General features: G+C 74.6%; 12 protein-coding genes and 1 pseudogene. 4 read left to right on the plus strand and 9 right to left on the minus strand.

Translation table 11 applies throughout. From position 1 onward, the window contains the following. The 3 genes and pseudogenes from ACTMS9_RS15305 to ACTMS9_RS15315 form a co-directional block, all read right to left on the minus strand. Positions 1–355, minus strand: a pseudogene (locus ACTMS9_RS15305) (hypothetical protein); the annotation flags it as partial. Further along, on the minus strand, positions 352–1,854 hold the full coding sequence (locus ACTMS9_RS15310; protein WP_441149162.1) for a replication-associated recombination protein A: 1,503 nt from the start codon (positions 1,852–1,854) through the stop codon (positions 352–354). The gene ACTMS9_RS15310 and the pseudogene ACTMS9_RS15305, both read right to left, overlap by 4 nt. A gap of 75 nt (positions 1,855–1,929) precedes the next feature. Further along, on the minus strand, positions 1,930–2,142 hold the full coding sequence (locus tag ACTMS9_RS15315; RefSeq protein ID WP_088962756.1) for a hypothetical protein: 213 nt from the start codon (positions 2,140–2,142) through the stop codon (positions 1,930–1,932). A 120-nt stretch (positions 2,143–2,262) separates the two neighbouring features. Here ACTMS9_RS15315 and ACTMS9_RS15320 point away from each other — a divergent pair, with 120 nt between their 5' ends. Continuing rightward, positions 2,263–2,997, plus strand: a complete 735-nt coding sequence (locus tag ACTMS9_RS15320) for a GNAT family N-acetyltransferase (protein ID WP_441149238.1) — start codon at positions 2,263–2,265, stop codon at positions 2,995–2,997. Positions 2,998–3,166: 169 nt separating this feature from the next. Here ACTMS9_RS15320 and ACTMS9_RS15325 read toward each other — a convergent pair whose 3' ends face one another. The 4 genes from ACTMS9_RS15325 to aspS form a co-directional block, all read right to left on the minus strand. Next, entirely contained in the window at positions 3,167–4,576 is a 1,410-nt protein-coding gene (locus tag ACTMS9_RS15325) for an MFS transporter (RefSeq protein WP_441165267.1), read from the minus strand. Beyond that, positions 4,573–5,166: an ArsR/SmtB family transcription factor gene (locus tag ACTMS9_RS15330; RefSeq protein ID WP_280837129.1), complete on the minus strand. Its 594-nt coding sequence runs from the start codon at positions 5,164–5,166 to the stop codon at positions 4,573–4,575. The genes ACTMS9_RS15325 and ACTMS9_RS15330 overlap by 4 nt, the downstream gene beginning before the upstream one ends. A gap of 84 nt (positions 5,167–5,250) precedes the next feature. Beyond that, positions 5,251–6,063, minus strand: a complete 813-nt coding sequence (locus ACTMS9_RS15335) for a sugar nucleotide-binding protein (RefSeq protein WP_441165268.1) — start codon at positions 6,061–6,063, stop codon at positions 5,251–5,253. 107 nt (positions 6,064–6,170) lie between these two features. Then, positions 6,171–7,976 (minus strand): aspartate--tRNA ligase, encoded by a 1,806-nt coding sequence (aspS, locus tag ACTMS9_RS15340; RefSeq protein WP_441165269.1) that lies wholly within the window; start codon positions 7,974–7,976, stop codon positions 6,171–6,173. Between the two features lie 139 nt (positions 7,977–8,115). On the opposite strand from aspS, the gene ACTMS9_RS15345 reads away from it, so the two are divergent. Continuing rightward, positions 8,116–8,730 carry a DUF998 domain-containing protein gene (locus tag ACTMS9_RS15345; RefSeq protein WP_441149157.1) on the plus strand — a complete coding sequence of 205 codons (615 nt, stop codon included), beginning with the start codon at positions 8,116–8,118 and terminating at the stop codon, positions 8,728–8,730. A 63-nt stretch (positions 8,731–8,793) separates the two neighbouring features. Here the strand turns inward: ACTMS9_RS15345 and ACTMS9_RS15350 are convergent, their stop codons facing one another. Then, complete coding sequence (locus ACTMS9_RS15350) at positions 8,794–9,849, minus strand: S1 family peptidase (protein ID WP_441165270.1); 1,056 nt, start codon at positions 9,847–9,849, stop codon at positions 8,794–8,796. Positions 9,850–10,095: 246 nt separating this feature from the next. Here ACTMS9_RS15350 and ACTMS9_RS15355 point away from each other — a divergent pair, with 246 nt between their 5' ends. Further along, positions 10,096–10,926 carry an SGNH/GDSL hydrolase family protein gene (locus tag ACTMS9_RS15355; RefSeq protein ID WP_441149155.1) on the plus strand — a complete coding sequence of 277 codons (831 nt, stop codon included), beginning with the start codon at positions 10,096–10,098 and terminating at the stop codon, positions 10,924–10,926. Positions 10,927–11,037: 111 nt separating this feature from the next. On the opposite strand, the gene ACTMS9_RS15360 is transcribed toward ACTMS9_RS15355, so the two are convergent. After that, entirely contained in the window at positions 11,038–11,514 is a 477-nt protein-coding gene (locus tag ACTMS9_RS15360) for a winged helix-turn-helix transcriptional regulator (RefSeq protein WP_441149154.1), read from the minus strand. Positions 11,515–11,570: 56 nt separating this feature from the next. Here ACTMS9_RS15360 and ACTMS9_RS15365 point away from each other — a divergent pair, with 56 nt between their 5' ends. Then, positions 11,571–12,086: a PaaI family thioesterase gene (locus ACTMS9_RS15365; protein ID WP_441149153.1), complete on the plus strand. Its 516-nt coding sequence runs from the start codon at positions 11,571–11,573 to the stop codon at positions 12,084–12,086. Positions 12,087–12,093: the final 7 nt, after the last annotated feature.

A 12,093-nucleotide genomic window follows, 5' to 3' on the forward strand; every position in this document is an offset into this window, starting at 1 on the left:
GGCGCGGCGCGGCGGCACGGCCGGGCGGTGGCGCGTCGGCCCGCGGCCCGCGGGCGGGCGGCGGGCCGTCCGGGCTGGGTACGACCGGCCCCGGCCGGGGACCGGCGGGCGGCGTGGCCGGGCCACGGCCGCCGGCGGGCGCGGGCGGCGTCGGGCGGGGTGGCTCACCGTCCGGGCCGAGCTCGCCCCGCTGCTGCTTGGCGCTACGCAGGTCGTCGATCCAGCCGAACTCCTCGCCGGCCGGCTCCGGCGGCGGCTCCTCGGCCCGGCCCCGGCCCCAGCGGCGTCCCTTGGCGCGGGAGTCACGCCGCTCGTCGGGACCGTCCTCCGGTCGCTCCCCACCACGCGATGTCACTGCTGACCCTCCCCGACGACGGCGTCGCCGTCTTCATCCGCCCCACCGGCGTGCCCCGTACCCGACGGGTGGCGGCCGTTGACCGCCACCGGCGTCGGTTCGTCGGGGCGCGGCGCCGGGGCGGACAGCCCCCGGACGATCCGGCGCAGCAGCGGCAGCCGGGCGGCCACCGACCGCTCCGCACCGTGCCCGCTGGGCCGGTAGTAGTCGGTCCCGACGAGATCGTCGGGAGCGTACTGCTGAGTGACCACTCCGCGCTGGTCGTCGTGCGGGTAGCGGTATCCCGTGCCGTGCCCGAGCCCCCGCGCGCCGGCGTAGTGGGCGTCGCGCAGTCCGCGCGGCACCGGGCCTCCCCGGCCGGCGCGCACGTCGGCGATGGCCGCGCCGATGGCGGTGGTGGCCGAGTTCGACTTCGGGGCGGTGGCCAGGTGGATCACCGCCTGGGCCAGGTTGAGCTGGGCCTCGGGCAGGCCGACGTACTCCACGGCGTGGGCGGCGGCGGTGGCCACGCCCAGCGCGGTCGGATCGGCCATCCCGACGTCCTCGCTGGCGAAGATCACCAACCGGCGGGCGATGAACCGGGCGTCCTCGCCGGCGACCAGCATCCGGGCCAGCCAGTGCAGCGCCGCGTCCACGTCCGAGCCGCGCATGCTCTTGATGAGGGCGCTGGTCACGTCGTAGTGGGCGTCGCCGTCCCGGTCGTAGCGGACCGCCGCCACGTCGACCGCCTGCTCGGTGGTGGCCAGGTCGATCCGGTCGGTGCCGGTGGCCACCGCCGAGGCCGCTGCGGCCTCCAGCGCGGTCAGCGCCTTGCGGACGTCGCCGCCGGCGAGGCGTACCAGGTGGTCCTCGGCCTCGGTGTCGAGGGTGAGCGCGCCGCCCAGGCCGCGCTGGTCGGCGACCGCGCGGCGCAGCAGGCCGCGCACGGCCGCGTCGTCCAGCGGCTGGAGGGTGAGCAGCACGCAGCGCGACAGCAGCGGGGAGATGACCGAGAAGTACGGATTCTCCGTGGTCGCCGCGAGCAGGGTGACCGTCCGGTCCTCCACCGCGGCGAGCAGGGAGTCCTGCTGGGTCTTGCTGAACCGGTGCACCTCGTCGATGAAGAGCACGGTCTGCGGTCCGCCGGCGCGGCGCTGCCGGCGGGCGGTCTCGATGACCGCCCGGACGTCCTTGACCCCGGCGGAGAGCGCCGACATGGCGACGAACCGGCGGTCGGTGGCCCGGGCCACCAGGTGCGCGATGGTGGTCTTGCCGCTGCCCGGCGGCCCCCAGAGGATGACCGACATCGGGGCCCCGCCGCCGACCAGCTGGCGCAGCGGCGCACCGGGCGCGAGCAGGTGGTCCTGCCCGACCAGCTCGTCGATGCTGGCGGGACGCATCCGGACGGGCAGGGGCGAATCCTCCCCGACCGCCGTGAAGCCGTCGACACCGCTCGGACCCGCGGGGGCGCTGGGCGCCGCGGCGGGTTCACCGAGGGAGAAGAGGGCGTCGGAGTCCATCACGAAGACAGTACCGGGCTCGGTCCGCTGCGCCGGAATCGCGCCGCGGGCCGAGCCCGTCCTGATCCGTTGCGGTCAGCCGCGACCCGGCCGCCGACCGCGGTACCAGCGGCCGCCGCCGCCACCGCCCGGGCCGCGGCCCACCCCGGCGAGGTAGAGGGAGAGCAGCAGCAGGCCCAGCATCAGCAGGGTGTGCACATTGAAGAGGTCGGGGGCGCCGAAGTTGGTGTCCAGCAGGTCGATCAGCAGCGCGAAGCCGAATACGATCGCGGCGAGAATGGCGAGCATCGTTGTCCTCCGGTGGGGGTTCCCAGTAGGTCGGGGCGGGATGTACCCAATCGGTCGGCTCGTCAATCTCCACCGTGGAACGAGCTGCGCCGGGCCGCGTTCTAGGCTGGGCGAGTGATCATGGCCGACCAGGAGTTGGCGGGCCGCGCGGCCCTCCTCGCCGCCACCGACCACCACCCGTACGCACGGCACGCGCTGTGGCGGGGCGCGGAGCCCCGCGGCTGGCGGCGCGACGGCGCGGTGGTCTGGCTGCTGTCGTCCGGGCCGGGCCCGGCGGGCGGCGCGATCGGGGCGCCGGGGCCGGCGGTGGAGGTCTTCACCGACCTCGTCGCGACCGGCGCGGTCGGTGCCGGGCAGTGGCTGCACCTGCCCCGGACCAGCCCGGAAGCCCTCGCCGGTCGGATGACCGTGGCCCGGCACGACGAGTGGGACTTCCTCTGGACCACCACCGCCCCGCCGCGCCAGCCCGAGGAGGACCGGGTGGTACGCCTCGGCGAGGCCGACCACCCGGCGCTGAGCGGGCTGATCGAGGCATCCTTCCCCAGCACCACCTCGCGCCCCGGCGACCCGCGCATCGTCGACTGGTACGGCATCCGCGACGGCGACCGGCTCGTCGCCTGCGGCGCGGACCGCAGCCGGGGCGACGTCGGCTTCCTGGCCGGGCTGACCGTGGCGCCGGACCGGCGGGGCCGGGGCCTCGGCGCGGCCCTGACCGCCGGGATGACCCGGGCGCTGGCCGCCCGCTACGACCACGTGGCGCTCGGCGTCTACACCGACAACGTGGGGGCGATCCGGCTCTACCGGCGGCTCGGCTTCACCGGCACCCTCGCCCGCAGTTCGGTGCACCTGGCCTGAACCGGCGCGCCGGCGGCCCGCCGCTCCGGTCGGCACTGGAGACGGCCGCCCCGGTCCGCGCTGGAGGCGGCCGCCCCGATCGGCCTGATACCTCAGCGGTATCAAGATGCCTCTGAGGTATCAGGCTCGGACGGAGGTCCGCCGCGACCGCGGCTGGCGCGGCGACCGGTCAGCGGACGGGCGCCGCCTCCCCGCCCCCGGATCCGGCCGCCGGGACCGGTGCCCCACCGCCGGCCACCGGGCCGAAATCGGCGGTCGGCCCGACCACAGCGGGCTCGGCGGTGGGACCGACCCCGCTCGACCCGGCCGTCGACCCGGCCGGGCCGGAGTCCGTCGTCGCGGCTGCCGTGCGCCCGGCACGCCAGGCCGGCAGATAGAGCGGGGCGGCCACGGCCAGCACCACGCCACCCACCACCATGGCCGTGGTGACGCTGCGGGTGTCGGCGAGGAAGGTGAGCAGCACCGCGCCGATGGCGAAGCCGGGCTGCCCGACCATCGAGTTCAGCGAGATCACGCTGGTCCGGTACGGCCCGTCGACCTGCCGGTGCAGCAGGCCCGTGTGCAGTGGGTTCGAGGCGCCGTGCACGGTGTAGCAGGCCAGGTAGGCGACCAGCACGCCGACCGGGCCGGCGAACAGCCCCATCCCGACCACGGTCACGCCCTGGACGATCCGCAGCAGCGCGGCGCTCGGCGCGGCGCCCAGCCAGCGCAGCAGCAGCGGGGTCAGCGCCGCGCCCGCCGCCGAGGCGAGCCACGCCGCCGAACTGGCCGGCCCGAGCAGCGCCGCCGCGCGCTCGGGATTTCCGACCACCTCGGCGAGGCGGACCGGCAGCAGCGACTCGAACGTCACCATGCCGAAGCCCCAGAACAGCTCGACGGCGACCAGGGCGAGCAGCACCCGGGAGCGGCGCAGCAGGCCGAAGGCCTGGCCCACCATCCGGGGCGCCTCGACCATGGAGGCGCGCAGCGCGCCGGCGCCCTTGGCCGGGCCGGTCTCGACCAGCAGGAGCAGCAGGGCCGCCAGGGCCACCGCCTGGAGGGCGATGGCGACCAGGACCGGCACGGTGAGGGCGCTGACCGGCCCGACCGGGCCGAGGGCGATCAGGCCACCGCTGAGCAGCGCCCCGGCCGCGATGGTCACGCCGGCGACGGTGCCGGCGAAGCCGAGGCCGGCCTCGTACTCGGCCTTCGGGTCGGCGGCGAGGGTGGCGTCGACGTACCAGGACTCCAGGGGGCCGCTGTCGAGCGCCCGGTAGACGCCCTGCAAGGCCCAGACCAGGAAGAACAGCGCGAAGGAGTCGGCCACCGCGAAGAGCCCGAGCGAGACCAGGCTCAGCGTCCAGGCGGCGACCAGGACGGGCTTACGGCCGAGGGCGTCGGCCAGGCCGCCGGTGGGCAGTTCCAGCGCGAGCACCACCAGCCCCTGCGCGATGGAGACCAGGCCGATCTCGGACAGCGACAGGCCGCGCTCCTGCATCAGCAGGATCATCACCGGGATCATCAGACCGGTGGGCAGCCAGCGCAGGCCGTAGAGAGTGAGGTAGCGGAACCGGACCTGGCGTACGGACAGGACGCTCACCGCCGGCCCTCCAGCATCGGGTAGCCGGCGAGGAAGAGGTGCACCGGCTCGGCGCCCGGCGCGGCCGGGTCCGCCTCGTCGTGGTACCGCTGCATGACCTGCCACACCTCGGCCTTCAGCGCCTCCATCCGGTCCGGCGGGATGACCATGAAGATGTCGCCCATGCCGAAGGCGTCCCGCCAGGCCGGCGACCACTCGTGCTCGACGGCCAGCCACTGCTCGGCCCGCTCGACCAGCAGGCGTACCTGGTCGCCGTGGATCCACTGGATGGCCGCCCGGGCGTCCGGGTCGTCGTCGAAGTCGGTCGGCTCCCAGCTGGTGACGTCGTGCGCGGCCTGCCACCAGCGCTGCCGCCCGCTGCCCCGGTCGGGGTCCTCGGCGACCAGGCCGACCTCGGCGAGCTGGCGCAGGTGGTAGCTGGTCGCGCCGGTGTTGGTGTCGAGCAGCTCGGCCAGCGCCGTGGCGGTGGCGGGCCCCTTCGTGCGCAGCGCGCCGAGCAGTCGCATCCGCAGCGGGTGCGCCAGCACCCGGACCTGCCGGTGGTCGAGCCGGACCTCACGTGGTGTCGCGGCGTTCTCGTCGTTCCCCATGACTGCACAATATCTGTGCACACTTTCTCTGCACAATAGTTATGCAGAGAAAGTGTGCGTGAGCGGGATGGGAGCGGGTCGGGGTCAGGCCGCGAGGAGTTCGGTGACGCCGCGCAGCCGGGTGCGCAGCAGCGCGGCGGCGCGCGAGCTGTCCAGCCGTACGTCGGTGGGGCGGACCAGCCCGGCCTCCGTGCCCCTGGTGGTCTTCATGCCGGCCGGGTCCAGCCCGAGGCGGCGGGCCACCAGCAACCCGAGCCCAGCCCGGCTGACCGCCTCCGGACCGGCGACGTTGAGCGGGCCGGCGTAGTCGCCGTCGACCAGTTCGAGGACGGCGTCGGCCAGGTCGGTGACGTCGACCGGGCAGCGCAGCTCGTCGGTGAAGAGGGTGGCCCGGCCGGCGAGCGCGTCCCGACAGAGCTGGATCTGCTTGCTCCCCTCCCCCACGATCAGCGAGGTCCGCACCAGCACGGCGCTCGGGTCGATCGCCCGCACGGCGGTCTCCGCCGCCGCCTTCGCCGCTCCGTACGGGTGGATCGGGGTGGGCGGGTCGTCGTCCAGGTAGGGCGTCGGGCGCCCGGCGTGCAGCGCGTCGCTGGACAGGTGCACCAGCCGCGCCCCCGCCTCGGCCGCCGCGGACGCGATGTGCGCCGCGCCGTCGGCGGTGACCGCCCAGTCGTCGTACCGGTAGGGGGTGCCGACCACGGCGGTCGGCCGGACCGCCGCGACCAGCCGGCGCACCGCCTCCCGCTCGGTCACGTCGAGCTGCCGGGTCGCCAGACCGGGCAGCGCGACCGGGTTGGCGTGCCAGGTCCCCACCACCGGCCGGCCCGCCGCGACCGCGCGCCGGCAGATCTCCCCGCCCAGGAAGCCACCGGCTCCCACCACGAGCAGCGTCATCGCGTCCCCCGTCTCCCCGGCCCCGCCGACCGTCGCCCGCCCAGGCGACGAAACGACCGAGAGGTCCACGCCATCATGGCGCGGACCTCTCGGTGACGGGGGTCGGGTCAGACCGGGTCGGCCACCGGGGCGGCCGGGCCGGCGGTGCCGGCGTGCACGCCCGTCGGCGCCTTGGGCTTGGCGTCGATGCCGGCCTCGGTGCGCTGCTGGGCGGTGATCGGCGTCGGCGCGCCGGTCAGCGGGTCGAAGCCGCCCCGGGTCTTCGGGAAGGCGATGACCTCGCGGATGGAGTCCGCGCCGGCCAGCAGCATGCAGACCCGGTCCCAGCCGAACGCGATGCCGCCGTGCGGCGGGGCGCCGTACTTGAACGCCTCCAGCAGGAAGCCGAACTTGTCCTGCGCCTCCTCCGGGGTGATGCCGAGCAGGTCGAAGACCCGCTTCTGCACGTCGCCCCGGTGGATACGGATCGAGCCGCCACCGATCTCGTTGCCGTTGCAGACGATGTCGTACGCGTAGGCCAGCGCCCGGTCCGGCGCCTCCTCGAAGCGGTCCACCCACTCGGCGTTCGGGGAGGTGAACGGGTGGTGCACGGCCGTCCAGCCGCCCTCGTCAGTGCGCTCGAACATCGGCGCGTCGACCACCCAGCAGAACGCCCAGGCGCTCTCGTCGATCAGGCCGGCCCGCTTGGCGATCTCGATCCGGGCCGCGCCGAGCAGTTCCTGCGCCTCGCGGGTGTTGGCGCTGGCGGCGAAGAAGACCGCGTCGCCCGGCTTGGCACCGACCGCGTCGGCGAGCCCGCCCAGGTGCTCGGCGGAGAGGTTCTTCGCCACCGGGCCGCGCGCCTCGCCGGTCTCGGCGTCGAGCACCACGTACGCCAGGCCCCGCGCGCCGCGCGCCTTCGCCCAGTCCTGCCAGCCGTCCAGCTCCTTGCGGCTCTGCGCGGCGCCGCCCGGCATGACCACCGCGCCGACGTACCCGCCGGCGTCGATGGCGCCGGCGAAGACCCGGAACTCGGTGCCGCGCAGGTAGTCGGTCAGCTCGGTCAGCTCGACGCCGTAGCGCAGGTCCGGCTTGTCGGAGCCGTACCGGGCCATCGCGTCGTGCCAGGTGATCCGCGGGATCGGCCGGGAGATCTCGTGCCCGGCCAGGTCCTTCCAGAGCGCCGACACGATCGCCTCGCCGAGGTCGATCACGTCGTCCTCGGTGACGAAGGACATCTCGATGTCGAGCTGGGTGAACTCCGGCTGCCGGTCGGCGCGGAAGTCCTCGTCGCGGTAGCAGCGGGCGATCTGGTAGTACCGCTCCATGCCGCCGACCATCAGCAGCTGCTTGAACAGCTGCGGCGACTGCGGCAGCGCGTACCAGCTGCCGGGCTGGAGCCGGACCGGCACCAGGAAGTCGCGGGCACCCTCGGGGGTGGACCGGGTCAGCGTGGGGGTCTCGATCTCCAGGAAGTCCCGCTCGTGCAGCACACCCCGGGCGAGCTGGTTGGCGCGCGAGCGCAGCCGCATCGCGTTCGCCGGGCCGCTGCGCCGCAGGTCCAGGTAGCGGTACTTGAGCCGGATGTCGTCGCCGGCCTCGACCTGGTCGTCGACCGGCAGCGGCAGCGGGGCCGCCTCGGAGAGCACCTCCAGCTCGGCGGCGGTCACCTCGATCTCGCCGGTGGGCAGCTCCGGGTTCTCGTTGCCCTCGGGCCGGCGGGTCACCTCGCCGGTGACCCGGACGCAGAACTCGTTGCGCAGCGCGTGCGCATCCTCCTCGCGGAACACCACCTGGACCACGCCGGAGCTGTCGCGCAGGTCGACGAAGATGACACCGCCGTGGTCGCGCCGGCGGGCCACCCACCCGGCGAGCGTCACCGTGGTGCCGGCGTCCGTCGCGCGCAGGCTGCCGGCGTCATGGGTACGGATCACGACTTGCGTCTCCTCATCTGCGGTACACCTCTTGCCCTCCGCATTCTGTCAGGCAGCCCGGTCCCCCGATGCCACCGGGCGCGGTTGCCACCACCGGCGGCACCGGCGGTCGCGGTGCGGCCCGCGTACGGTGTGCCGGGTGCGCGTCGTACCCCGTTGGGCCCTGCTCTCCTCCGCCGCCGCCCCGGTCCTGCTGGTCGGCGGCTGGACCCTGGCGGCGGCGCGCCAGCCCGGCGGCTTCGACCAGGTCGCCGGCACCATCAGCGCGCTGGCGGCCCGGGACGCCACGGATCGCTGGGTCATGACGGTCGGCCTGCTGGGGCTGGGGTTGTGCCACTGCCTGACCGCGGCCGGGCTGCGACCGCTGCGTCCCGCCGGCCGGCTGCTGCTCGCCCTCGGCGGGCTCGCCACCCTCGCCGTGGCGACCTTTCCGCTGCCGGCGCAGCAGGGGTCGTCCACCGCGCACGGCCTCGGCGCGGCGGTGGCGTTCGGCGCGCTCGCGCTCTGGCCGGCTCTCGCCGCGCACCGGCGCCGCGCGCCCGCCGGCGCCACCGCCCTGACCGCCCGCCGGGGTACGGCCGCCGCAGCACTGCTGCTGGCCCTGGTCGGCTGGTTCGTGGTGGAGCTGACCACCGGCGGCGCCCGGATCGGGCTGGCCGAGCGGGTGGCCGCCGGAGCGGAGGCGCTCTGCCCGCTGCTGGTGGTGCTGGCGCTCACCCGGCGGACGGCAGGTGGCGCACCCGCACCGCGCTGAGCCCGGCGGCCGGTACGCGAAGCGGGCCGCCGGTCGCCCGGCGGCCCGCTCCCGAGGGGTCGATCAGTAGACGCTGACGCCGTAGCGGCTCAGCACCTCGGGGACCGGCTGGAAGTAGGTGGTGCCGCCGGAGGAGCAGTTGCCGCTGCCGCCGGAGGTGAGGCCCAGCGCGGTGCTGCCGGCGAAGAGCGAGCCGCCGCTGTCGCCCGGCTCGGCGCACACGTTGGTACGGATCAGGCCGGAGACGCTGCCCTCGGCGTAGTTGACCGTGGCGTTGAGGGCGGTCACCGAGCCGCTGCGCAGGCCGGTGGTGCTGCCGCTGCGCCGGACGCTCTGGCCGACGAACGCGTTGCCGGCGGCGGTGATGTCCTGGTAGCTGCCGTTGTAGAGGTAGACGTTACCCGGGCGGGAGACGCTGCTGTTGTACTGCACGATCCCGTAGTCGTTGCCCGGGAAGCTGGTGCCGGTCCGCGCGCCCAGGTAGCTGGTCTGCGCAGAGTTGCTGTACCAGCTGGCCGAGATGTTCGTGCAGTGACCGGCGGTGATGAAGAACTGGGTGCCGGCGCTGTTGCGCACGTTGAAGCCGAGCGAGCAGCGACCGCCCCCGCCGGCGTAGATCGCGTTGCCGCCGGAGATCCGGGTGCTCAGCACGCCGGCCTCGGCCTCGATCCGGACCGCGCCCCCGGTGCGGGCGGCGGCGGCCTTGACCTTGTCCAGCTTGGCGCCGGTGACGGTGCTGTCGACCGAGACCACGACCTGGTTGGTGGCGGGGTCGGTCCACCAGGCGGTGCCCGGGATCTTCGCGGACCGCTCCAGTTCGGCGGTGGCGGCCTGCAGGGTGGCGGCGCCCCGGGTGACGAGCTTCGGGGTGGCGCCGGCCGCGCGGACCTGACGGGCGGCGGCGGCGTCGGTGACGGCGACGACCATGGTGCCGCTGGCGTCGGCGTACGTGCCGGCGGCGCGGTCGCCGAGGCGGTCGGCCAGACCGGCCGCGGCGTCGGGGGAGGCGGGCGAGGCGGGTGCCGCCTGCGCGGGGGCGCCGAGCAGCGCGCCGGTGACCAGGGTGCCGGCCATGGCGACGGCGGCGACGTGGCGGAGCGATGACCTCGTGGGTCGCATGTAACAACCTCCGGAAGGGGGTGACGGGTCGCGTCACGTCGACGCGCCCGGGGACAACCCGGCCGACCTGGGGAAACCGGCCGAGTGACTGAAGTATTCACATATTTAAGATCGTGCGCAAGACAGGGCTTTGCCCGAATTCACCCCGCCGCCCGTTGTAACGCCGAAGCAACATTGTGGACACAGAAAGTCGTCTATACGATCTGGCCACCGCAGCACGCCGGCACCCGTGATCCGGAGGCCACCATGACCCTCGCCCGACGCGCGCTGGCGGCTCTCGCCGGCGCCACCGCCCTCGTCCTGCTCGCCGCTACCCCCGCCGTCGCCGATCCCGGCCCGCCGCCCAGCGCGATGGCCAGCCTCGGCGACTCCATCACCCGCGGCTTCAACGCCTGCGGCTGGTACGTCGACTGCACCTCACGGTCGTTCAGCACCGGCGACAACTCCACGGTGAACAGCCACTACCTGCGTATCCGCGCGGTCAACCCGAACATCCAGGGCCGCAACCTCAACGACGCCCGCAGCGGCGCCAAGTCCGCCGACATGTACGGCCAGGCCGGCACCGCAGTCAGCCAGGGCGTCGGGTACGTCACGATGCTGATCGGCGCCAACGACGCCTGCACCAGCTCGGAGTCGACGATGACCCCGGTGGCCACCTACCGGGCCAACATCGACAGCGCGCTCGCCCGGCTCAAGGCGGGGCTGCCCAACGCCAGGGTCCTGCTGATCAGCATCCCGGACATCCAGCGGCTCTGGCAGGTCGGCAAGGGCAGCGGCAGCGCCCGGACCGCCTGGTCGGCCTTCGGCATCTGCCAGTCGATGCTGGCCAACCCGACCTCCACCGCACAGGCCGACGTCGACCGCCGGACCCGGGTCCGGCAACGGGTGGTCGACTTCAACACCCAGCTCGCCCAGGCCTGCGCCGCGTACGGCCCGAACTGCGACTTCGACGACAACGCGGTGTTCAACTACCCGTTCGCGCTGAGCCAGGTCTCCACCTGGGACTACTTCCACCCCAACACCAGCGGCCAGGCGGTGCTGGCCAGCGTCTCGTACGCCAACGGCTTCGGCTGGTAGCACCGGTGTCGCGGCGCGCGGGCGGCCCGGCCGTCCGCGCGCCGAGGCGCGCCCGACGCGGGCCCGACGCGAGCCCGAGGCGGGCCCGAAGGGACGCCGCCCGGCGCCGGGTCAGTCGACGCGGCGGCGGGCGCCCGGGCCCGGCCGGGGCAGCACATCGCGCGGGTCGGCCACCTCGTGCCCCTCGGCGCAGTGCAGCTCGACCCGGACCTCCGCCCCGCAGTCGCGGTGCCCGACGCCGAGCGGGGGGCCCTCCGGGTCGGCCAGGTAACGGTCCCCCCAGCCGAGCACCGCCACCAGCACCGGCCACAGGTCGAGGCCCTTCTCGGTCAGCCGGTACTCGTGGCGCAGCCGGCTGCCCGGCTCCCGGTACGGCTCGCGACGCAGCACGCCCTGCTCGACCAGGGTGGCCAGCCGGGTGGTCAGCACCTGCCGGGGGATGCCGGTACGGACGCGCATGTCGTCGAAGCGACGGACGCCGTTGAAGACCTCGCGGAGCACCACCAGGGTCCACCGTTCGCCGAGGATCGCCATCGCCCGGGCGATGGTGCAGTTCTCCACCGACCAGTCCAGTGCCGCGGGTCTCATGTCCACCAGGCTAGGTCTGATTGACAGACTCAGCAACGCGCTGCCAGGCTGAGTCCATGACTCAGACGCAGGACCCGGCGCGCAGCCGTACCTTCTCCTGGTCCGACCCGGTGGCCGGCGCCGCGCACGTGGGCCGCCGCAGCGGCCTGGAGCTGCTCCGCGCGATGATCGCCGGCGAGCTCGCCGCGCCGCCGATCATGCACCTGATCGACATGGCCCGGATGGAGGCCGACGAGGGCCGGGTCGCGGTCGAGCTGGTCCCGCAGGAGTTCCACTACAACCCGCTCGGCACCGTGCACGGCGGGGTCATCTCCACCCTGCTGGACACCGCCGCCGCGTGCGCAGTGCACACCACGCTGCCCGCCGGCGTCGGCTACACCTCGCTGGACCTGAACGTGAAGTTCCTGCGCCCGGTGACCGTCGCCAGCGGCATGCTGCGGTGCGAGGGCACCGTCCTGCAACGGGGCAGGCGCACCGCCCTGGCCGAGGCCCGCCTGACCGACGCCCGGGGCCGCCTCATCGCCCACGCCACGTCGAGCTGCCTGCTCTTTCCCCTCGACACCCCCGCCTGACCACCCA

Source organism: Micromonospora sp. L31 (genome assembly GCF_052068075.1).
In the GTDB taxonomy this organism is placed as follows: Bacteria; Actinomycetota; Actinomycetes; order Mycobacteriales; family Micromonosporaceae; genus Micromonospora; species Micromonospora purpureochromogenes.